16 protein-coding genes are annotated in these 20,869 nt (G+C 69.2%); 7 read left to right on the top strand and 9 right to left on the bottom strand.

The window, feature by feature from the left end; genetic code table 11:
* Nucleotides 1-24 precede the first annotated feature (24 nt).
* The 3 genes from EJJ38_RS19800 to EJJ38_RS20400 all read right to left on the bottom strand — a co-directional run bounded on the left by EJJ38_RS19800 (nt 25) and on the right by EJJ38_RS20400 (nt 2,692).
* A complete protein-coding gene (locus tag EJJ38_RS19800; protein WP_164738593.1) occupies nt 25-1,677 on the bottom strand; it encodes a Na/Pi symporter in 1,653 nt (550 codons plus the stop codon).
* A 272-nt stretch (nt 1,678-1,949) separates the two neighbouring features.
* Nucleotides 1,950-2,519 (bottom strand): disulfide bond formation protein B, encoded by a 570-nt coding sequence (locus EJJ38_RS19795; protein ID WP_127092144.1) that lies wholly within the window; start codon nt 2,517-2,519, stop codon nt 1,950-1,952.
* Nucleotides 2,519-2,692 (bottom strand): hypothetical protein, encoded by a 174-nt coding sequence (locus EJJ38_RS20400; protein WP_164738592.1) that lies wholly within the window; start codon nt 2,690-2,692, stop codon nt 2,519-2,521. Before EJJ38_RS20400 ends, EJJ38_RS19795 begins: the two co-directional genes overlap by 1 nt.
* A gap of 393 nt (nt 2,693-3,085) precedes the next feature.
* Here EJJ38_RS20400 and EJJ38_RS19790 point away from each other — a divergent pair, with 393 nt between their 5' ends.
* Complete coding sequence (locus EJJ38_RS19790) at nt 3,086-4,993, top strand: SGNH hydrolase domain-containing protein (RefSeq protein WP_164738591.1); 1,908 nt, start codon at nt 3,086-3,088, stop codon at nt 4,991-4,993.
* 156 nt (nt 4,994-5,149) lie between these two features.
* Here EJJ38_RS19790 and EJJ38_RS19785 read toward each other — a convergent pair whose 3' ends face one another.
* Genes EJJ38_RS19785 through EJJ38_RS19770 form a run of 4 tightly spaced genes read right to left on the bottom strand, consistent with a single transcriptional unit; the run spans nt 5,150 to nt 11,979 of the window.
* Nucleotides 5,150-7,216: a hypothetical protein gene (locus EJJ38_RS19785; protein ID WP_127092142.1), complete on the bottom strand. Its 2,067-nt coding sequence runs from the start codon at nt 7,214-7,216 to the stop codon at nt 5,150-5,152.
* Between the two features lie 8 nt (nt 7,217-7,224).
* Nucleotides 7,225-10,062 (bottom strand): DUF4159 domain-containing protein, encoded by a 2,838-nt coding sequence (locus EJJ38_RS19780; RefSeq protein WP_127092141.1) that lies wholly within the window; start codon nt 10,060-10,062, stop codon nt 7,225-7,227.
* Nucleotides 10,059-10,970 carry a DUF58 domain-containing protein gene (locus EJJ38_RS19775; RefSeq protein WP_127092140.1) on the bottom strand — a complete coding sequence of 304 codons (912 nt, stop codon included), beginning with the start codon at nt 10,968-10,970 and terminating at the stop codon, nt 10,059-10,061. The genes EJJ38_RS19780 and EJJ38_RS19775 overlap by 4 nt, the downstream gene beginning before the upstream one ends.
* Nucleotides 10,971-10,977: 7 nt before the next feature.
* Nucleotides 10,978-11,979, bottom strand: coding sequence for an AAA family ATPase (locus EJJ38_RS19770; RefSeq protein WP_127092139.1), 1,002 nt, complete (start codon nt 11,977-11,979; stop codon nt 10,978-10,980).
* A gap of 245 nt (nt 11,980-12,224) precedes the next feature.
* Here EJJ38_RS19770 and EJJ38_RS19765 point away from each other — a divergent pair, with 245 nt between their 5' ends.
* From EJJ38_RS19765 to EJJ38_RS19750, 4 genes are read left to right on the top strand one after another with little or no spacing between them, the layout of a single operon-like run.
* Complete coding sequence (locus EJJ38_RS19765) at nt 12,225-12,776, top strand: DUF1285 domain-containing protein (protein ID WP_245454343.1); 552 nt, start codon at nt 12,225-12,227, stop codon at nt 12,774-12,776.
* A complete protein-coding gene (locus tag EJJ38_RS19760) occupies nt 12,773-13,429 on the top strand; it encodes a CoA pyrophosphatase (protein ID WP_245454342.1) in 657 nt (218 codons plus the stop codon). The genes EJJ38_RS19765 and EJJ38_RS19760 overlap by 4 nt, the downstream gene beginning before the upstream one ends.
* Nucleotides 13,426-13,686, top strand: coding sequence for a DUF6111 family protein (locus tag EJJ38_RS19755; protein WP_127092137.1), 261 nt, complete (start codon nt 13,426-13,428; stop codon nt 13,684-13,686). The genes EJJ38_RS19760 and EJJ38_RS19755 overlap by 4 nt, the downstream gene beginning before the upstream one ends.
* On the top strand, nt 13,683-14,918 hold the full coding sequence (locus tag EJJ38_RS19750) for a CCA tRNA nucleotidyltransferase (RefSeq protein ID WP_127092136.1): 1,236 nt from the start codon (nt 13,683-13,685) through the stop codon (nt 14,916-14,918). The genes EJJ38_RS19755 and EJJ38_RS19750 overlap by 4 nt, the downstream gene beginning before the upstream one ends.
* A gap of 36 nt (nt 14,919-14,954) precedes the next feature.
* On the opposite strand, the gene EJJ38_RS19745 is transcribed toward EJJ38_RS19750, so the two are convergent.
* Both EJJ38_RS19745 and EJJ38_RS19740 read right to left on the bottom strand, forming a co-directional pair.
* Nucleotides 14,955-15,182, bottom strand: coding sequence for a DUF2158 domain-containing protein (locus EJJ38_RS19745; protein ID WP_127092135.1), 228 nt, complete (start codon nt 15,180-15,182; stop codon nt 14,955-14,957).
* 132 nt (nt 15,183-15,314) lie between these two features.
* Nucleotides 15,315-17,279, bottom strand: a complete 1,965-nt coding sequence (locus tag EJJ38_RS19740; RefSeq protein ID WP_127092134.1) for a hypothetical protein — start codon at nt 17,277-17,279, stop codon at nt 15,315-15,317.
* A gap of 301 nt (nt 17,280-17,580) precedes the next feature.
* Between EJJ38_RS19740 and EJJ38_RS19735 the strand changes: the two genes are divergently transcribed.
* On the top strand, nt 17,581-19,860 hold the full coding sequence (locus tag EJJ38_RS19735; RefSeq protein WP_127092133.1) for an NADP-dependent malic enzyme: 2,280 nt from the start codon (nt 17,581-17,583) through the stop codon (nt 19,858-19,860).
* Nucleotides 19,861-20,300: 440 nt separating this feature from the next.
* Nucleotides 20,301-20,864, top strand: coding sequence for a phage tail protein (locus tag EJJ38_RS19730; protein ID WP_127092132.1), 564 nt, complete (start codon nt 20,301-20,303; stop codon nt 20,862-20,864).
* Nucleotides 20,865-20,869: the final 5 nt, after the last annotated feature.

Below are 20,869 nucleotides of genomic sequence, written 5' to 3'. Positions count from 1 at the left end.
GGGGAACGCGCAGACCGGCCCACATCAGGCGCGCGGCGCCGCAAGGTCTCCCAGCGGCCCGGCGGCGAGGTTTGCCGTGAGGCGGCGCAGGAGCCAGGTGGTTTCCTCCAGATGGTCCATGGTCTGCCAGATCTTTTTCTGCTGGTCCGCCGGCAGGTCCGGGGCCTCCTTCAGGATGTCGTCGCGCATCTGGCGCAGCGCGTCGGAGCGTTCGGAGGTCAAGGCGCGGATCGCGGCAAGGGAACCCGCATCGAAGGTCTCCAGCCGGGCGATGACGGCGGCGAGCATGGCGTGCGTCTCGTCCGCCAGCCGGGAGGCGATGGTCGTGAGCGCGGGCGCCTTTGCCAGATCCTCCAGGTTTCCGGCCATGGTGCCGAGGGCGGCGTGCAGGCCGTGCAGGAGCTGGTTGGAATTCCACAGGCCCATCAGCGCATCCTGCTCTGCGGGCGTTCCGGGGTTCTGCAAGGCGTGCTTCAGGAACACATCCAGGTCCCGCGCCAGTTCGGTGCCAGCCTGGCGCAGGTCCTTGGGCGAGGCGTTCGCGGCGGTGGCCGTGGTCTCGTCATCCGCCGGCGTGACGCCGGGATTGTGGCGCACGCGGTCGAGGAAGTGCGGCAGCCGGCGCACGAGGCGCCGCTGCTCCTGCTCGGCCAGCTTCAAGGCCGTCACCGACAGGCTTTCCGCATAGGCCGTGATGAACATGGGCTTGCTGAGGTTTTCCGCCTCCGTGGGCGGGCTCAGCCGCTCGATCAGGGCGAAGAGGGGGCCGTTAATGGTGGAGGCCGCCACCGCCGAGGAGATCTGGAACATCCAATGCACGGCGGTCACCTGCAAAGCGGCATCGGCCGTGATGCTGGTGACGAAGGCGAGAAGGAGGGGGATGCCCGTATAATGCTCGATGGTGAACAGCGGCAGCAGGATCGCCGCGCCCAGCGATTTCAGGACGAATTGGTAGAGGTTGAGCTGGCGCGCCGTGCCCTTCAGGCCGGACCCTTGCGCCAGCGTCATGAAGCCGGTGCCGAAATTGGCGCCCACCACGATCAGGCAGGCCTGGTCCATGGACAGCACGTTCGCCGCCGCCAGGGCCACCACGACCACCGCCACCGTCTGCCCCTGCACCACGGCGGCAAGGACCGTTCCCGCCAGGAAGCCCCAGAAATAGAACTGGTCGGCGAAGGCCAGGACCGCCTTGAGCGTTTCGGACTCCCGCAGCGAGCCGGAGGCGCCGGTTATCAGCTGCACGCCGTAGAGCAGCAGGAACAGGCCCAGTATGGCCGCGATGAAGTTGCGATAGCGGGCGTCCCGGTCATAGCCCAGCAGATAGGCGAGGCCGATGAGGGCGATTCCGCTCATGACCACGAGGCCGATATCGAAGGAGGCCAGGAGCAGCCGCAGGGTCGATCCCGCGGAGGACCATGTCACGATGGGCATGGCGGAGCGGACCGTGGCCGCGCCTGCCGAGACCAGCCCGATGACGATGAAGGTCACCGCATTCGTGCTCTGGATGGTGGCGCCCGCCAGGATGCCCACCAGCGAGGCGCGCAGCGGATGGCCGGTGGCCCGCGCGACGAGGCGCTGAAAGCCGGGGCCGACCACCTGTTTCATGTTGGCGGTGAGAAACTGCGTTCCGATGAAAATGAAGCCGAGCCCGCACAGCAGCCCAATCACCACAGCCATGTAAAACCCCGCCCCCATGCGCGTGAGCGCCCCAGGCATCACGCCAACCGGCCCGTGCCCCTGAGGGACGCGATCCAAGGCCGATGCATTGTCGGCGCTTCGGCGGCAAGTGAAAAAGCAAGGTTCAGGAAAAGGCAGGGGTCAAGAGAAGGCAGGGGTCAAGGGAAGGACGGGTTTCAGCGCGCAGGCCGCCTCATCCTGATCGGCCCCTTGGGTCCGTATCCAAGACGGATCGGCGTTGAGGGGGGACTCTCTCCCATTGCGTACGGACCCTACGGCTTCATGATGTCCCCGTCATAGAGCATCCGGTAATGCAATTGCCCGCCGCTCTTGAAGGGCTCGAAGCCGTTTTCGAGAAAGGCCGAGACGAGGTTGGCGCTCACCAGCAGGATGAAAACAGCCGAGACCGGGCCTGCGCCGGGCGGTCGCCATGTTGGGTCCTCGCATGCCCGCGTCCGGCCTGAGGCGGCCTGGAAGGCGAGGGCGAGCACGCAATAGACCAGCGCACCCGTTAGGACCACATAGGTCCAGTCATACATGTGGAGCCCGAAAAACGCGGTTCCCGTGGGCGGCGTGCCCGGAAGGACATGGACGAAGACCTGGAGCAAGGCGGTGAGGCTGCCGAACAGGGCGCCGACCGCGCTCAGCACATGGTTCCATGGGCTCGTGCCGAACCGGACGTTGAGGAGCAGCCCGGCCCCGAACACCATGAAGCCGAGGCGCTGGAGATTGCACAGCGCACAGGGCAACTCCCCCAGCACGATTTGGTAGTAGAAAGCCATCACCAGCGTGAGGCAGACGCCCGCGAGGGCCAGCAGGTCGAACGTGCGCGCGGTTCGCATCACCAGGCCCCATAGGTGGAGAGGACCGGCATGTGGTGCGAGCCGTGATAGACGGCCCACACCGCCAGCAGGAGCGCGGTCGCGCCCCAGGCCGCCCGGGCCAGGCGCTCATGGCGCAGCGAGAGCAGGGCGGCCCCGAACGCCACCAGGAACGGGATGAAACCCATGAACATCGCGGCGCCTCCCTCCATGTGCCGGGCTTCTGCGCGCTGGCCTGGGAATGCGGGCCCACGCGGCATGCTGTGAGACAGAGTGTTCGCCGTGCCTCGCGGCCCCGATCCTGCCGCCGCTCCGGAAGGGGACGATCAGGCGAGCTTAAGTTGCAGCTTAATCCGGTGGCTCGCCAAGGTCGATTCACCTCTCGCCTCCGCAAACACCGGGTGGGCGTGGCGTCTCCATTCAACAGCGACACGGGACGCGGCCTCGGGGATGCGGCGCGGGCGCGCAAGAAAGCGCGCGGTGTGAAGGGCTGGGCAATCGGGAAACACCCGTTTACGATCCGCGCCCTTTCCAAGGTCCCGCAGAATCAGTTCGAGGTCATGAAGTATCGGTCAGATATCAGCGGCTTGCGCGCTCTCGCGGTTCTCCCGGTCGTTCTCTTTCACTTCAACGAGCAGTGGCTTCCCGGCGGCTTCGTCGGCGTGGACATCTTCTTCGTCATATCGGGTTACTTGATTACCTCCATCCTCGCGGCGGATCTTCGCGAGGGGCGGTTCAGCCTGCTGCGCTTCTACGACCGGCGACTGCGGCGCATCGTGCCCGCCTTCGCGGCGGTGGCACTGGTCACGGCGCTCATCAGCCTGTTCATCCTGCCGCCCGGATTGCTGGAGGATTTCGGCGCCTCGCTGCGCTCGGCCTCCATCTTCTTCGCCAACCGCTATTTCCTGTCCGTCACCCATTATTTCGGCGCGGCGCCGGACGAACTGTTCCTGCTGCACACCTGGTCGCTCTCGGTGGAGGAGCAGTTCTATCTGGGCTGGCCGCTGCTGCTGGCCGTCCTGTTCCATCCCAAGCTGCGGCGCTTCCTGCCCTATATCCTCGTGGTGCTCATGCTGGTGTCGCTATACGTGGCGACGCGCAACGCGGTGCTGCGGCCGGTGGCGGGCTTCTACAATTCCAACGGGCGCTTCTGGGAGCTTCTGCTGGGCGCCTTCCTGGCGCTCGGCTATCTGCCGCGCCTCAGGAGCGCGCGGGTGGCGGAAGGGGTGGCGGGGCTCGGTCTCGTGCTCATCCTCGTGTCCCTCGCGCTGTTCGATCCGAAGAAGATCCTGTTCCCCGGCGTGAGCGCGCTCGTGCCCACGCTGGGTGCCCTGTTCATCCTCTGGGCCGGAGAGGAGGGGCGCACCACCCTGGTGGGGCGGCTCCTGTCCTTCGGGCCCGTGGCCGGCATCGGGCTCATCTCCTATTCGCTCTATCTGTGGCACTGGCCGGTCATCGCCATTCACCGCTACCTCACCTTCCGCGCGCCCGGCCCCTTGGAGTGCGTGCTGCTGTTCGCGGTGATGGTGGCCGTCTCCGCCTTCTCCTGGCGCTTCATCGAGGCGCCGTTCCGGCGGTCCGGGCCGTCCACCACGCGCGGCGAATGGGTGAGCGTCGGGGTCGGCGTGGGCGCTCTCGCCGTCCTGGTGGCTATCGGCACCCTGTTCACCGCCACGGGCGGCCTGCCGGGGCGCGCGAGCGCGAGCTTCCTGAAGACCGAGGCCATCGTGAACACCTTCTGGAAGGGCCGGGAGGCGTGCCTCATCGGGCGGACCAAGGATCGCGAGACGGCGTGCCGCTTCGGTGATCCGCGCCCCGATGCGCCCTATTTCATCATGTGGGGCGATTCCCAGGGCGACCAGCACGGCCCGGCGCTGGACGCGGTGGCGCAGAAGATGGGCATGGGCTTCCTTCAGTTCTCCCGCGCGGGCTGCGCGCCGCAGGCGCCGGACCCGGAGGGGAGCGGATGGCAGAGCAATGCCGTCCAGCAATGCAATGCCTCCCGCGCCGAGGCGATCCGGCGCATCGTGGAGGATCCCAAGGTGGCCTTCGCGGTGATTTCCGGCCGCTGGACCAATGAGACGTCGCTGGATGTGGCCATGGCGCGCCTTGCCACGGCGGTGGAGGCCATTACGGCGGCGGGCAAGCCCGTATTGCTGGTGGCGCCGCCCGGCACCTTCCCCAATGGCGGCGGGCGCTGTCTCGTCCGGCGCGCCTTCATGGGCGCGGATGACAGCATGTGCGGCACCACCCGCGCCGCCTCCGACGCGGAGGGCCGGGCGACCGAGCAGGCGCTGGAGGCGCTGGCGAAGGGCCACAAGGACGTGGCGGTCTTCATGCCCCGCGCCCTGTTCTGCGACGAACAGAGCTGTCATCCCCGCACGGGCGACGTGCCGCTTTATTATGATGGCGGCCATCTGAATGTGGAGGGCTCGCTCTTCCTCTCCAGGGCCTTGGAAGAGGCGCTCGGCGCGCTGCGCAAGGCGACGCCCTGACAAGCTGAAGGCAGCGTGCGGCCACGACGCAGGCCGTGGCCGATGGTGGACTCCTTAGAGTGCTCCAGCCTTTCATGGCAACGCTGGAGCACTCTATCTCTTTGTTTTTGCACGGTTCCTTTACGCGAACCGCTTCACACTTCGCTCGGAAGCGCTCTAGCGTCCCTCGCGCACCCAGCTCAGGGCCAGCAGGCCCAGGAGGAGCAGCAGGCCGGAGAGGCCGGCGAACAGCGGGAACAGGCCGACGCCCGTCACCACGCTCACATCCCGTGTGCGCAGGCCCATCCAGTCGGCGCCCGCAAGGCGCTCGCCGGAGGTCACGGGCACCACGCGCGGCACGGAGCCGGAGAGGTCCGCGAGCCGCCACAGTCCGCCGCCGGTGGCGGTGGCGACCGGGGCCAGCACGTCCTTGGTGCTGGTGACCTCGGCGAACTCCTTCGGGTTCAGCGGGCCGATATTCACCAGGGCGTTCAGGTCCCCGTTGGCGGCGCGCCACAGGCCGAGCTGGTCGGCGGGCGTGGTGGCGCGCCATAGGCCCGGCTCCACCTGTGTCAGGGTCAGCGTGCGCTCGGGGCCCACCGGCGGGGTCACGCGGGCGGGGGGCACGCTGTCGCCCATGGTCTGGCGCTCCACCACCAGGTCGCGGCCGGAGGTGGTGAGCTTGAGGCGTTCTTCCTCCAGGTCCGGCTCCTTCATGAGCCAGTGGGAGAGGCGGCGCAGCAGGTCGATATAGGGTCCGCCGCCCTCATAGCCGCGCGCCCAGAGCCAGAAATGGTCGGACAGGAGCAGGGCCACGCGGCCTTCGCCCACCCGGTCCAGGATCAGGATGGGCTTGTCGCCCGGCGCGGACATGACGGAGACGCCGGAACGGGCATCGGCATCGATCACCCGGAAGAAGCGGCTCCATTGGGGCGGCTCGGCCTGGGCGCCGGGCAGGGAGCGGGTGACGGGATGACGCTTGCCGGGATCGGTGAGGCGGGCGTGGAACGGCACCTGGGTGGTCTCGCCCGTGGGCATGCCGGGCAGGATCTCTTCCAGCGGCGTGTTGTAGAGCGAGCCGGGCTCCACATAATCGGTGCCCGCCGCCACCAGCACCGCGCCGCCATTGCGCACATAGCGCACGATATTGTCGAAATAGACCTGCGGCAGCACGCCCTGCTGGGAATAGCGGTCGAAGATGATCAGGTCGAAGTCGCGGATCTTGGTCTGGAACAACTCGCGCGTGGGGAAGGCGATCAGCGACAATTCATTGATGGGCGTGCCGTCCTGCTTCTCCGGCGGGCGCAGGATGGTGAAGTGGACGAGGTCCACATTCGCATCGCTCTTCAACAGGTTGCGCCAGGTGCGCTCGCCCACGTTGGGCTCGCCCGACACCAGCAGCACCCGCAGCTTGTCGCGGATCCCGTCGATGGAGACGGCGATGCGGTTGTTGACCGGCGTCAGCTCGCCTTCCAGGCCCGGCGCCTCGATCTCCACGATGTTGGGGCCGGCATGGGCGATCTCCACGTCCACCGTGGCGTTCTGCCCGGCAGTGACCACGGGGCGGGCGATCACCTCGCCGTCGCGCCGCACGGTCACGCCTACGCGGGCGCCGGGAGGGGCGCCTTCGTCGGTCACGCGGAAGGTGAGGCTCTGCTTCTGGCCCACGATGCCGAAGCGCGGGGCCTTCTCCAGGCTCACGCGCCGGTCGCGCTCGCCCGCGCGGCCGCTGATGAGGCCGTGGACGGGGGCGGAGAAGCCAAGCGCGTTGATGTCGGCGGGCACGTCGTGCACGCGCCCATCGGTGATCATGACGGCGCCTGCCACCCGCTCGGGCGGCACGTCGGAGAGGCCCGCCGAGAGGGCGCTGAACAGGCGCGTGCCGTCGGTCTCGCCGTCGCGGGCATTGGCCTCGATGTTGCGCACCTCAAGGCCCGGAATGCGCGCCAGCCGTTCGGCCAGCGCGACGCGGGCGGCTTCCGTCTGGGCGGTGCGCTCGCCGAAATCCTGGCTGGTGCTCTTGTCCACCACCACCGCCACCACGGAGGAGAGCGGCTGGCGCTCTTCCTGTGTGAGGGAGGGATTGGCGAGCGCCGCAAGGCCCGCAACCAGTGCCAACGCCCGGAAGACCGCGCCGCGGGTGCGCGAGGCCAGCAGCAGTCCGGCCAGCACCGCCGCGACGGCGGCGGCGGCGGCCAGGACGGGCAGCGAGACGAAGGGGTCGAAAGCGAGGCCGTAGGTCATGGGCCGTCCTATTGTCCGAGCCGTTCGAGCAGCGCGGGAACATGCACCTGATCGGCCTTGTAATTGCCTGTCAGCACGTACATCGCGATGTTCACGCCGGTGCGGAACGCCATCTCGCGCTGGCGGGGCTCGCCGGGCGTGAGCGGCAGAAGCGGCTCACCGGTCTCGTTCACCGCCCAGGCTCCGGCAAGGTCATTGCCGGTGATGATGACGGGAGAGACGCCGTCGCCCGCGCGGGCGGGGCGCTCGTCGCCGTCGCGGGCGGCGGGCAGCGCTTCCACCCAGGTGGGCGCGCCGGTGAAGCGGCCGGGGAAGTCCTTCAGGAGGTAGAAGGCCTTGGTGAGGACGTGGTCGCGCGGAACGGGCTCCAGCTCGGGAATGTCCAGGGCCGAGAGGATGTCCCGCAGGCGGCGGGCGGCGGGGGTGAGCGGCGCGTTGGGGCCGCCGGAGGTCTCCAGGGCATCGCGGGTGTCGAAGATGACCGTGCCGCCCTGCTTCATGAAGGCGTTCACCCGCGCCAGCGCCGCCGCCGAGGGCATGGGAGCGTCCGGCAGGATGGGCCAGTAGAGGAGGGGGAAGAAGGCCAGCTCGTCGCGGGTGAGGTCCACGCCCATGGGCTCGCCCGCCTGGAGGGCGGTGCGCTGGCCAAGGAAAGTGGCAAGCCCGCCGAGCCCCGCGCGGCTGACGTTGTCCACCTCCGTGTCCCCCGTCACCACATAGCCGAGGCGGGTCTGGCCGGTGGCTTCGAGGGCGAAGGGATCGGCCGCCTTCTGGGCATTGGACTGGGCGAAGGCCGGAGCGGGCAGGCCCGTGACGAGGAGCCCCGTGCCGACAGCCAGGGCGGCGATGAGCGCGGCGGAGGCGGCCCGGCGGCGGCCGAGGCGGGCGAGGCCGCCGGCCAGGAACAGCACGGCCAGGGCATCCAGCAGCAGCAGGAGCATGGCGGCGATGAGGACAGGCCCGCGCAGGTCGCGCGGCTCCCCCACGCGCAGCGGCTCCACCGTGCCGCCGAGCGGGGCAAGGTCCAGCGGCACCAGGCGGTCGGCTGGCAGGAGGGCATTGAGCGCCACCATGCCGTCCGGCGGGCCGTAGAAGCCGGGCGGATGCTCGGCCGCGGCGCGGCCCGCATAGCCGGAGGCAAGCGGGCGGGCGAAGGGACCGGCGGGCTCGAAGGCGCCGAAGCCGTTCAGCAGGCGATTGGGGGGCAGGCTCGCCTGTGTGGCGGGCGCGGGCGAACCGGCGGCCGGCGCCTCTTCGGCGAGGGCGGCCGTGTCGGCAAGGGCGATCACACGGCGCAACATCTCCACGAATGTGCCAGAAAGCGGCAGGTTCGACCAGGAGGTGTCGGCGGTGACGTGGAACAGGACGAGGCTGCCCTGTCCGCGCCGCGTGCCGGTGACCAGCGGCGTGCCGTCCGTCAGCGTCGCCCAGGTGCGTTCGCCGAGCGCGCCGTCCGGCTCCGCCAGAACCTGACGGGTCACGGTCACGTCGTTGGGCAAGGGCACGTCATGGAAGGGGCCTTCCGCCGTGAGGCTGCCCAGCGCCTGGGGGGTCTCCCAGGAGAGCGAGCCGCCCAGCACCCGCCCGCCGCGCCGCAGGCGCACGGGCAGGAGGTCGTCCTGGGCATTGGCGAGGCGCGGCCCGGCGAAGCGCATGAGCACGCCGCCATCCTCCACATATTTCAGCAGCCTCTGGCGGGTGGCGGGCGGAATGGTGCCCACGTCCGTGAGGACGATGACCGGCACGCGCTGGTCGATGAAGCGGTTGATGGCTTCGCTCGGCGCGCCGCCCTCCGCCTGCCGAATGTCCGCGAACGGCGCGAGCGCGCGGGAGAGATAATAGGTGGGGGCGAGCAGCGGCTGGCCGGTATCGGCCGAGGCGCCGGAGACCAGACCCACCGCGCGGCGGCGCCACCTCTTGTCGAGCAACTGCACCGCGCCGGCCGAGGCTTCCCCGGTGATTTCCAGCCGGGCGATCTCGTTGCGCAGTTCCACCGGCATGTCGAAGCGCGCTTCCGCTTCCGTGGCGCCGGGCTCGAAGGCGAAGGGCGCGGTGCCCAGCGGCAGGCCCTTGAGGTCGCGGGCCTCAACATGGCCGGCACGGGCACCGCCCGTATCGGGGCGCAGCACCTTCACGGTGAGGGCGCCGGCGGCATTGTCGGGGGCGGTCAAGGCGAGGGGCGTGGCAAGGCCGCCCACCAGCACCACGGGCGGGGTGGCGGGCTTCAGCGCGCCCAAAGCCTCGGTGAGGGCGGGGGCATCCTTCAGGTCGGCGCCGTCGCTGAGAAACACCAGCCCGGCCTGCGGCTCGGCCGCCAGATGCCGCGCGGCAAGGTCCAGCGCCTCCCGCCGGTCGGGCAGATAGGCGACGGGCTTCAGCGAGCGCAGCCGGTCGCGGGCCTGGGCGGGCAGCAGCAGCGAGACATCCTTGGGCACGTCGCCCGTGGGAATGAGCGCCACGCCGCGCCCTTCGGTCTCCGCTTCCATCACGAGCCCGGTGGCGGTCTCGATCCGGGCGTCCCAGGTGGCGGCGGCGGCCCATCCCTGGTCGATGAGCAGCACCAAGGGGCCGCGCGGCCCCGGCGCGGCGGTGGGCGGGTTCCAGATGGGCCCGGCGGCGGCCAGGATGACCAGGGCCGCCAGCAGCAGGCGCAGCACAGTGAGCCACCAGGGCGTGCGCGCGGCGGTCTCTTCCTTCGGGGGAATGTCCAGCAGCAGCCCGGTGGGGGGGAACACCACTTCGCGGGGCTTGGGCGGCACCACGCGCAGCAGGAACCAGAGCAGGGGCAGAGCGAGGAAGGCGGTGAGGATCAGCGGCGTCGCGAAGCCGAGGGGAAGCCCCATCATGAGGCAACATCCTTCATGGGCGGTGTGGCGGCGCCTCCGGCGCCCATGCGCGCGTGCAGGGACAGCAGAAGCTCGCTGGCGGGCCGGTCGGTGCGATGCACGGTGAAGCCCCATCCCATGCGCTGGGCTTCCTGGCGCATGGCGGCGCGGTGGTCGGCGAGGCGGGTCTGGTAATCGGCGCGCCACGTCTCGGCGCGGCCCACGGTCAAGGCCGCCGCCTGGCCGGGCGCGCGGAATTCCACGCGGCCGGAGAAGGGGAAGGCCTCTTCGGACGGGTCCACGATCTGCACCACATGGCCGTGCGCGCCGGTTCCGGCGAGCCGGGCGATGGCGGCGCACACCTCCTGCGTGGGGCTGAAGAAGTCGCCCAGAAGCACGATCTCCGACAGCGGCGAGGGCGCGAAGCGGGGCGGCAAGGCGGGGGCGTTCGCCACATGCATCACAGATTCGGCCATGCGCTCCACGATGCGGCGGGAGGCGGAGGGGCGCATCAGGTCGGGAATGCCGACACGCTCGCCGCCCTTCACGAGAAGGTCCGCCAAAGCGAAGGCGATCACCAGCGCGCGCTCCAGCTTGGGCGGGTTGCGGCCGGAGGAATAGTCCATGGAGGCGGACAGGTTCGGCCAGATCCACACCGTGTGGGCGGCCTCCCATTCGCGTTCGCGCACATAAAGATGGTCGTCCCGCGCGGAACGGCGCCAGTCCACGCGGGCGGCGGGCTCGCCATCCACGAAGCGGCGGTATTGCCAGAAATTCTCGCCCGTTCCCACGCGACGGCGGCCGTGCAAGCCATGCTGCACGCTGGAGGCGATGCGCCGCGCCTCAAGCACGAGGCGGGGCATGGCGGCGGCGAGCGCGGCGGATTGCCGGGTCGCGCTATCGAGCGTCTGGCGGGCCTCGTCCACCATGCCGGCCTCAGCCGAGCCGGTCCGCGAGGCGCCGGATCAGGGCGGGAACGGTCTCCCCTTCCGCCCGCGCGGCGAAGGTGAGCGCCATGCGGTGCTTGAGGACAGGCTCTGCGAGGGCGGCCACATCGTCCAGCGAGGGCGCATAACGCCCGTCCAGCAGAGCGCGGGCGCGCACCGCCAGCATGAGCGCCTGACTGGCGCGCGGGCCGGGGCCCCAGGCGATGAGGCGGGCTTCCGGCCCTTCGCCGCCGGGACGGGCGGAGCGCACCAGAGTGAGGATGGCTTCCACCACCGATTCGCCCACGGGCAGGCGGCGCACCAGGCGCTGGGCGGCCAGAAGATCCTCCACGCTCAAGGTGGCGCGGGGGCGGGTCTCCTCCGCGCCGGTGGTATCGAACAGGATGCGGCGCTCCGCGTCCCGGTCCGGATAATCCACGTCGATTTCCATGAGGAAGCGGTCCAGCTGGGCTTCCGGCAGGGGATAGGTGCCTTCCTGCTCCAGCGGGTTCTGGGTGGCGAGGACGTGGAAGGGCTTGGGCAGATCGTGCCGCTCGCCGGCCACCGTCACATGATATTCCTGCATGGCCTGGAGCAGGGCCGACTGGGTGCGCGGGCTGGCGCGGTTGATCTCATCAGCCATGAGCAATTGCGCAAAGACCGGGCCGCGGATGAAGCGGAAGGCGCGCCGTCCCTCGGCGCTCTCTTCCAGCACTTCCGCGCCCAGGATGTCCGAGGGCATGAGGTCCGGCGTGAACTGCACGCGGCGGGCGTCAAGGCCCAGCACGGTGCCCAGCGTTTCCACCAGCTTGGTCTTGGCAAGGCCCGGCACGCCCACCAGCAGCGCATGCCCGCCCGCCAGGATGGTGATGATCGCCCGGTCCACCACCGCCTCTTGCCCGAAGATCACGGCGCCGATGGCGGCGCGGGCCGCCGCGATGCTGGCCGCAGCCGTTTCCGCATTGCGGACGATCATCTGGTCGAGGTCGAAGGTTTCGCTCTGGGCCGACATGCACATCTCCCTTGAGGAGCCCGACGCTGCCGCCGAAAGACGGCAGGACGAGGTCCGACCGATCCATGCAAGAAACACCGCATGGAGCCGGATGGGCAGCTTACGCTATGTTCGGGGTGCGTCGAGACGCCCGAATGCCTATCTGGAAGGCGGTACGCTCAACTCCTTGCGAGGTTCTGATTGTGGCGGACGGCGAGAGCGGGGACACATCCGGGGCTGCGGCCGGGGGGCGAATGGACAGCCTGATGGCCGCCGTTGCTGCCGCCGGCGGGCGCGGCCCGGCGCCCGTGGAGCGCTGGAACCCGCCTGATTGCGGGGATCTCGACATGCGGATCGCCCGTGACGGCACCTGGTTTTACGGCGGCACGCCCATCGGCCGGCAGGCTTTGGTGCGGCTGTTCGCCTCCGTCCTGACGCGGGAGGGGGAGCGATTTGTTCTGAAGACCCCGGCCGAGAAGGTGGGCATCCGGGTGGATGACGCCCCTTTCCTGGCTGTGGATATGGCGCGGGAAGAGGGAGAAACGGGCGCGACCCTGGTCTTCCGCACCAATCTGGATGACCTCGTGCGGTGCGGGGAGGGGCATGATTTGCGCTTCGCGCCGGGGGAGACGCCGGGAGAGGTGATTCCCTACCTGCATGTGCGGCGGGGTCTGGAGGCGCGCCTGACGCGCGCCGTTTTCATGGAATTGGCGGAGGCGGGCGAGGTGCGATCCGTGGAGGGGCAACCCATGTTCGGGGTCGCGTCGGCCGGGCGTTTCTATCCCATGATGCCCGCCGCGCAATTGGAGGTGTCATGAGCGAGGCGACCCTGATGGGACCGCTGGAGGATTTTCTCGTCCGCGCCCGGCGTGGGCTGCGGCAGACGCCGCCCACCAGCTTCGCGCGGGCGCGCGTCCAAGACGTGAATGGCGACCATGTCCTCGCGCCCGATCCCGCCGCCGAGGTCTTCGAGCGGGAGCCGCGCCATGCGGCGGTGCTGGTGCCCGTGGTGGCGCGGCCGGAGCCCACGGTGCTGCTCACCCTGCGCGCCACCACCCTCTCCACCCATGCGGGCCAGATCTCCTTTCCCGGCGGTCGGCTCGACCCGGAAGACAAGGACGAGATGGCCGCCGCCTTGCGCGAGGCCTGGGAGGAGGTGGGCCTCGGGCCGCAGAGCATCGAGCCCCTGGGCTTCCTGGACGGCTATCTGTCCGGCACCGGCTTCTGGATCACGCCCGTGGTGGCGCGGGTGGAGGCCGGCTACAGCCTCACCATCAATCCGGCCGAGGTGCAGGAGGCGTTCGAGGTGCCGCTCTCCGTCCTGATGTCGCCGGACAGCTATGAACGCCATTCGGCCATGCGCAACGGCGTCATGCGCCATTTCTATGCGGTCCCCTATGAGGGCCGCTTCATCTGGGGCGCCACTGCGGGGATGCTGCGCAATATGTATGAGCGGATGTACGCGGCATGATCCGGACCATTCTCATCGAAGGCGCGCTGTTCCTGGCGCCGTTCGTTTTCTACGCGGTCATCCTGCTGGCGACCCGTGGTTCGCTGGTGCCCGCCAACTGGTCGGCGCGGGCGATGGGTGTCTGCGCCCTGCTGGCGGTGGCCTTCATGGCGCTCGGCCTCGTCCTCTTCGAAGGGGAGGGCAGCGCGCCGCCCGGCAGCCGCTATGTTCCGGCGGAGATCCGCGACGGGGTGTTCCAGCCCGGCCATTACGAATGAGTGACGCGCCTCTGCCCTTCCTGGCGGATCCGCGCCTTGCCCGCGTGCTCGACGCGCTGAACGGGGCGGGCGAGGAGACGCGGGTGGTGGGCGGGGCGGTGCGCAACGCGCTTCTCGGCCTGCCGGTAAGCGACATGGACCTCGCCACCACCGCGCTGCCCACGGAGACCATCCGCCGGGCGGAGGCGGCGGGCCTCAAAGCGGTTCCCACCGGCCTCGCCCACGGCACGGTGACGGTGGTGACGGAGGGCACGCCCTTCGAGGTGACCACCCTGCGGGAGGATGTGGAGACGGACGGGCGCCACGCGGTGGTGCGGTTCGGCCGCGACTGGGCGCGCGACGCGGCCCGGCGGGACTTCACCATGAATGCCCTGTTCGCCACCCGCACGGGCGAGGTGATCGACCTCGTGGGCGGGCGGGCGGACCTCGATGCCCGGACGGTGCGCTTCATCGGCGTGCCCGAGCAGCGCATCCGGGAGGATTATCTGCGCATCCTGCGCCTGTTCCGCTTCCATGCCGCCTATGGCGCGGGGGAGCTGGACCCGCCCGCTCTGTCCGCCGCCATCCGGTGCCGGGCGGGGCTGGCGGGGCTCTCGCGGGAGCGGGTGGGCGCGGAGATGCTGAAGCTGCTGGCGGCAGGCCGGGCGGCGACGGTGCTGCGCGACATGAGCGATGCGGGGCTGCTGGTCCCGGTCCTGGGGGGCGTTCCGGCCCTCGGCGCGCTGGAGCGCCTTGTGGAGATCGAGCGCGATCTCGGCCGGTCGCCCGATGTGGTGTTGCGTCTCGGTGCGCTGGCGGTGCGCGTCACGGAGGATGCCGACCGGCTGCAGGCGCGCCTGCGCCTCTCCAAGACAGCGCACCAGCGCCTCGCACGGGCCGCGCAGCCGGGCATGTCCGGTCCCGTGCCGGAGCGGGCCTTGCGCGTCCTGCTGTATGAAGTGGGGGCGGACGGCGTGGTGGACCGGGCGCTTCTTGCGGCGGCACGCGATGCCGGCCCGGTTTCGCGGGCATCCCTGCGGGAACTGGTCGCGGCCGCCGAGCGCTGGAATGAACCGGTCTTTCCGGTCCGGGCGCGCCATTTGCAGGCGCTGGGCCTGGAGCCGGGGCGCGTTCTGGGGGAAGCGCTCGCCCGCGCGAAGCAGGCCTGGATCGCCGCGGATTTCCCCGAGGGCGAGGCCGTTGCGCTCGACCTTGCCCGGCAGGCCGTGGCCGGAGCGGACCACACGCCCTGAAGAAACCGCCCCACCCATAGAGATGGGGCGGCGGGGTCAGTGCGCCTCTTCTTCGTTCTCGTCCTCGTCTTCATCCTCTTCGTCGAGGTCGAACTCTTCGAGCTCCAGCGTATCGAGGGCGACGGCCGGGATCTTCTGCGTGCGGAACTCCGAAACATCCTCGGCGAACCACACCACTTCAACCACATCGCCGTCCACGGCGATGACGGTGAGGGCGGGGCTGCCGGACTTCAGTTGGACGATCTCACCCGGTGCAATGGCCATCGTCTCGTCTCCTGCGAGAGCGCACCGCGCCGGGCCCGATCACCGGGCCGCGCGCGTATGCTCCCCGACGCATTAGACCGCTTGCGTGACAGGGTGATCACACCCTGCGCATGCCGGACTTGTTCCGGCGAATCAGGGCGTTGCCGCCGCCGTCACCTTGAAATCGCGCACCAGGGTCAGCGGGTCGGCGGCGAGCAGGTCCATGGCCTTCACCTCGCCCAGCGGTGTCAGGGTCACGGTGAGGGTGCCGGGCTTCTCCACGAAGCTTGCCAGCGTGTCCCCGATCGTCCCGGCCTCGGGAAACAGCGGGGCCAGTTCCTTCGCATAGGCGCGGATCTGCGCCACCGTCTCCGCCCGCAGGGCCTCGGGGGTGGTGTTGGCCTGCGTGGCCCGCTCCTTCAGGATCACGTCGGCGATCCCGAGATTGGTGACCACCAGCTTGGCGGGCCCCACCGCGATCTGCTGCGCGGCGGTCAGCGCGGCGATGGGATCCTCGAACGCCTCCGGCCGCACCTTCGTGAGGGTGATGTCGAAATCCACCGCCAGCGCCGTCTCGATGCGCGTGGAGGCGGGCGAGAGGCGCAGGGTCTGCGCCGCCGGGTCGAAGGCGAGGACCGTGTCGAAGCCGAGCGTCGCGTCCTTCGCGCCCGCCGCCGCGAGATAGGAGAAGGGCGGGCCGTCCGCGTCGCTGATGGGGCCGGTAATGCCGCTGCCGGAGAAGGAGAAGCGCGTCGGCACGAGGCCGATGAACTGGCCCCAGTCCAGCTTCATGGCGCCGATGGCCACGGGTGCGTCGCTGTCCGCCATGAAGGCGCGCAGCCCGGCGATCTCGACGCCTTCCAGCGCGCGGAACAGAGCGAGGGCGCTATCCAAGGTGGGCGCGGCCTCGTCGGCGGGGGCGCGGGCGGACAATTCCAGCACGGGCAGCAGGTTGAGGCCGCGCAGCGAGAGGCGGTCGAGGCTGAAGGGCTTCTCCCCTTCCACCTGCCCGGTCAGGGCTTCCATGTCGAAGCGGTCGAGGCGGGCGTCCTTCTGGCCGGTCAGGCGCATGAGGCCGACGCTCGCCTTGCCGGTGGGCTCCGTCACGCTCACGCCCTTGAGGCTGATCTCCGAAAAGCCGATGGCCCGCACGATGTCGCCCGAGGCTTCCATGAGGCGGCGGGTGTCGTCCTCGTTCAGCGGCGGCTGGATCTGGCTCAGCGTCTGCAATTCGTTGAGGCGGGCGAAGCTGAGGCGCGAGGGGTCGAGGGCGAGGCCCCGGGCCTCCACGCTGCTGACCGCCATGGTGGAGGCGTCCGCGCGGGTGAGGCTGTAGCCGCGCGCCACCACCTGCTCATAGAGGGTGACGAGGCCGGGCTTCGGGTCGGGCTCCAGCAAAGCGCGGACGGGCGCGGTGTCGATGCCGGTGAAGGCGAGGCCCTCCACCCGGCCCTTCATGGCCAGTTCGGGCGCATTGGTGGGCGCGATGGTCTCGAACGTCATGGAGGCGAAGCCGGCGCGGGCGATGCGGCCCTGGTCGAGATTTTCGAACACCACGTCCTTGTAGGTGGAATGGGTGGCGACGCCGTCCTTCCCGGCGGCGTCGATGCGCACCACGGCTTCCGGCAGCGTGAGGCGCTCCGCCCGCGTGGCGGCGAGCTGCTTCAAGACGAGGCGCAGGGCCACATTCTCCCGGCCCTCCTGGGGCAGCAGGGTGTCCGGCCCCTCATAGCCTTCCAGCACCGCGCGCGGCACGCGATAGCGGGCGCCCACCCGGCCCGGCGTTGACGGGATCTCCACCACTATGTCGCTGGCCTCGATGGTGCGCACGCCGATCCGGCCCTTCACGGGATTGGACAGGCCCGCCGCGATGATGCGGCCCACCCGAACCGAGGCGCCGTCGGGCTCAAGGATGGAGATGTCGGGAATATCCAGGGTCTTGGCGAACAGGTCGAAGCCCACCGGCCCGTGCTGGGCGGTGCGGCCGGAGGCGCGCAGCCCCTGGAACACGGCCTCCACCTCGGACTGCGCCCGCATGTGGGCATAGGAGGTGACGCCCCAGAAGCCGGCCCCGGCGAGGACGATGAGGGCAACGAGGCCGACGAGGAACTTCTTCATGAGGTCTTCTCCGGTGCCGCATCCATTCCGCCCAGACCCGCAGCGTGCATCGGGCGGGCGGGAAGCTCAACCACGCCTTATCGGACGCGCGTTCCAAGCTGTGGCTCGGCCGCGATCCCGCCGGGCGCAATTGCTGCGCGCTTCTGTCCAGACATATCCCGCTCTAAGCCATGCGCAGAAAGGATGACAGCACTACGTCCTGCCGCTACCGTGCGCCCCCGTTTCGCGTTAATGCCAAGCCCGGCCGATTTTCGTGGTCGAGGCGGCCAAGCAAGGTTGGGGGAGGGACATGGCGTCGAACATGTCGAATATTTCCGAGGATCTGAAGTCCGGCGCGCTGGTGTATCACCGCCTGCCGCGTCCCGGAAAGCTGGAGATCCAGGCGACCAAGCCGCTGGGCAACCAGCGCGATCTGGCCCTTGCCTATTCCCCCGGCGTCGCCGCCGCCTGCGAGGCCATCGTGGCCGATCCGCTCCAGGCGGCTGAACTGACGACCCGCGCGAATCTCGTCGCTGTGGTGTCCAACGGTACCGCCGTGCTCGGCCTCGGCAATATCGGCCCGCTGGCCTCCAAGCCGGTGATGGAGGGCAAGGCGGTCCTCTTCAAGAAGTTCGCCGGCATCGACGTGTTCGACATCGAGGTGGCCGCCACCGAGGTGGACCATGTGGTGGAGACGGTGGCCGCGCTGGAGCCCACCTTCGGCGGCATCAACCTTGAGGACATCAAGGCGCCGGAATGCTTCGAGATCGAGAAGCGCCTGCGCCAGCGCATGAAGATCCCGGTCTTCCACGACGACCAGCACGGCACCGCCATCATCGTGGGCGCCGCCGTGCGCAACGCGCTGGAAATCGGCAACCGCAAGATCGAGGACCTGAAGATCGTCGCCTCGGGCGCGGGCGCGGCGGCCATCGCCTGCCTCAACCTGCTGGTGAAGCTCGGCGCCAAGCGCGAGAATATCTGGGTCTGCGACATTGAGGGCGTGGTCTATGAAGGCCGCGAGACCCTCATGGACCCGTACAAGTCCGTCTATGCCCAGAAGACCGACGCCCGCACCCTGGGCGAAGTGATCGACGGCGCGCACATCTTCCTCGGCGTGTCCGCCGGCGGCGTGCTGAAGGCGGACATGGTGAAGCGCATGGCGGATCGCCCGCTGATCCTGGCGCTCGCCAACCCGAACCCCGAAATCATGCCCGAAGAGGCGCGCGCCGCGCGCCCCGACGCCATGATCTGCACTGGCCGCTCGGACTTCCCGAACCAGGTCAACAACGTCCTGTGCTTCCCCTACATCTTCCGGGGCGCGCTGGATGTGGGCGCCACCGACATCAATTCCGAGATGAAGATGGCCGCCGTGGAGGCCATCGCCGCGCTCGCCCGCGAGACGCCCTCCGACGTGGTGGCCCGCGCCTATGGCGGCGAGACCCGGTCTTTCGGTGCGGATTCCATCATTCCCTCGCCGTTCGATCCGCGCCTCATCCTGCGCATCGCGCCGGCGGTGGCGAAGGCGGCCATGGAGACCGGCGTCGCCACCCGGCCCATCACCGATTTCGACGCCTATGTGGACAAGCTGGACCACTTCGTCTTCCGCTCCGGCTTCATCATGCGTCCCCTGTTCCAGCAGGCGAAGCAGGACAAGAAGCGCGTCATCTATGCCGAGGGCGAGGACGAGCGCGTGCTGCGCGCGGTCCAGGCCGTGGTCGAGGAAGGCATTGCCCGTCCCATCCTGGTGGCGCGCCCCAATGTGCTGGAGACCCGTCTCCAGCGCTTCGGCCTGTCCATCCGCCGCGACGTGGATTTCGACGTCATCAATCCCGAGGACGATCCGCGCTACCGCGACTTCGTGCGCTCCTATGTGGAGATTGCCGGCCGCCGTGGCGTGACGCCGGACGCGGCGCGCACCCTGGTGCGCACCAGCGCCACGGTCATTTCCGCGCTGGCGGTGCGCAAGGGCGAGGCGGATGCCCTGCTCTGCGGCATCGAGGGGCGCTTCTCCCGCCATCTGCGCCATGTGCGCGACATCATCGGCATCGCGCCGGGGGTGCGGGAGCTTGCGGCCCTGTCGCTGCTCATCACCTCCAAGGGCAATTTCTTCATCTGCGACACGCAGGTGCAGACCGAGCCCACCCCGGCGGACCTCGCCGAGATGACCATCCTGGCCGGCGCCCATGTGCGCCGCTTCGGCATCGAGCCGCGCGTGGCGCTGCTGTCCCATTCCAATTTCGGCAGCAACGAGACCCCGTGCGCCCGCCGGGTGCGGGCGGCGCTCGACATCCTGAAGGAGCGCGAGCCGGACCTGGAAGTGGACGGCGAGATGCAGGCGGACGCGGCGCTCCTGGAGGAGATCCGCGAGCGCATCTACCCGCATTCGCGCCTGAAGGGCGTCGCCAACGTCCTGGTGATGCCCGACCTCGATGCGGCGGATATCGCCTACAACATGATCAAGGTTCTGGGCGATGCGCTGCCCGTGGGCCCCATCCTGATGGGCACGGCCAAGCCGGCGCACATTCTCGGCCCGACGGTGACCGCGCGCGGCATCGTCAACATGACGGCCGTGGCGGTGGTGGAAGCCCAGGGCGCCATGTGAAGGCCCGGCGGCGCCCCGGCCGCATGCGGCCGGGGCGGATGGCGTTCAGGAGAAAAAAATGCCGTCGCTGCCGCTGGTGTTGGAATTGGCCGTTTCGTGCACCCATAGGACCTGACGGCAGGTCGGCCGGACCCACGGACGCTTCGCTGCCGGGGCGTTTTGTGGTGTCGACTGTAGCGCCTCGCCCGCAGCGGCAGGGGGAAACCCTGTCTCTACGCTCATGAAAACCTCCACGTATCCAAGTTTCAGCGCTTACGCTTAAGCTCTTCGCGTGCCCGGGACAAGCTGCAACTCTACCATTAGTTGAGCCTGCGATAATGCTGGCTATCACGGCGCCGTGCGGGCCTGCTGCGGCAAATTGCGCCTGAAGGTTGTGTTTTTGGGATTCGTAACTTTGAACTAATGTTCATGAAATGGGGTAAACGGTTGGGGGGAGCGCCATGGTGGCCAATCTCGGCGAAATTCGACTTTTTGCTTTCCCTCAAATTCCCGGCGGATGGTTGGTCTGTGACGGCAAGATCTACAGCCGCGCTGAAAACACTCCGCTCTTCAGCCTCCTCCTAGACACCTATGGGGGCGACGGTAAGACGACATTCGGTGTGCCGGATCTGCGGGGGCGCGTCATCCTGGGGGCGTCTTTGCACGCGGACCGAAGTGCGACGCCTGCCACGCGCTACACGCTGGGCGAGAGGGGGGGACAGGAAACGGTTTTCCTGACGGAAGAGGAACTGCCCACCCATCATCATATGGTTGTCGCGACCGACCAGCCGGCGAGCGTTCCCATTCCCAAAGGTGGTGTCTTCGCTGCGCCCGCGGTTATGGCCTCCCAGGCGCATTCCCCCATTCCGATCTATGGTGACCCGCCCATCCCGCTCCGGCTCCGGGAACTGGCGCCCGGGACGGTTCTGCCGGCAACCGGGCGACAACGCGGCCACGGCAACATGCAGCCGTCAATTGTTCTCAACTACTGCATATGCGCATCTGGGCAATATCCGTCTAAGTAGCGTGT

Origin of the sequence: Aquabacter cavernae (assembly GCF_003993795.1) — a bacterium.
Classification (GTDB): domain Bacteria; phylum Pseudomonadota; class Alphaproteobacteria; order Rhizobiales; family Xanthobacteraceae; genus Aquabacter; species Aquabacter cavernae.
This window is presented reverse-complemented; position numbering and strand designations above follow the sequence as displayed.

Bases quoted from the DNA above. Each gene is read 5' to 3' on its own strand.
- EJJ38_RS19800 (WP_164738593.1), bottom strand. From the start codon at position 1,677: ATGGCTGTGGTGATTGGGCTGCTGTGCGGGCTCGGCTTCATTTTCATC.
- EJJ38_RS19795 (WP_127092144.1), bottom strand. From the start codon at position 2,519: ATGCGAACCGCGCGCACGTTCGACCTGCTGGCCCTCGCGGGCGTCTGC.
- EJJ38_RS20400 (WP_164738592.1), bottom strand. From the start codon at position 2,692: ATGTTCATGGGTTTCATCCCGTTCCTGGTGGCGTTCGGGGCCGCCCTG.
- EJJ38_RS19785 (WP_127092142.1), bottom strand. From the start codon at position 7,216: ATGACCTACGGCCTCGCTTTCGACCCCTTCGTCTCGCTGCCCGTCCTG.
- EJJ38_RS19780 (WP_127092141.1), bottom strand. From the start codon at position 10,062: ATGATGGGGCTTCCCCTCGGCTTCGCGACGCCGCTGATCCTCACCGCC.
- EJJ38_RS19775 (WP_127092140.1), bottom strand. From the start codon at position 10,970: ATGGTGGACGAGGCCCGCCAGACGCTCGATAGCGCGACCCGGCAATCC.
- EJJ38_RS19770 (WP_127092139.1), bottom strand. From the start codon at position 11,979: ATGTCGGCCCAGAGCGAAACCTTCGACCTCGACCAGATGATCGTCCGC.
- EJJ38_RS19765 (WP_245454343.1), top strand. From the start codon at position 12,225: ATGGCCGCCGTTGCTGCCGCCGGCGGGCGCGGCCCGGCGCCCGTGGAG.
- EJJ38_RS19760 (WP_245454342.1), top strand. From the start codon at position 12,773: ATGAGCGAGGCGACCCTGATGGGACCGCTGGAGGATTTTCTCGTCCGC.
- EJJ38_RS19755 (WP_127092137.1), top strand. From the start codon at position 13,426: ATGATCCGGACCATTCTCATCGAAGGCGCGCTGTTCCTGGCGCCGTTC.
- EJJ38_RS19750 (WP_127092136.1), top strand. From the start codon at position 13,683: ATGAGTGACGCGCCTCTGCCCTTCCTGGCGGATCCGCGCCTTGCCCGC.
- EJJ38_RS19745 (WP_127092135.1), bottom strand. From the start codon at position 15,182: ATGGCCATTGCACCGGGTGAGATCGTCCAACTGAAGTCCGGCAGCCCC.
- EJJ38_RS19740 (WP_127092134.1), bottom strand. From the start codon at position 17,279: ATGAAGAAGTTCCTCGTCGGCCTCGTTGCCCTCATCGTCCTCGCCGGG.
- EJJ38_RS19735 (WP_127092133.1), top strand. From the start codon at position 17,581: ATGTCGAATATTTCCGAGGATCTGAAGTCCGGCGCGCTGGTGTATCAC.
- EJJ38_RS19730 (WP_127092132.1), top strand. From the start codon at position 20,301: ATGGTGGCCAATCTCGGCGAAATTCGACTTTTTGCTTTCCCTCAAATT.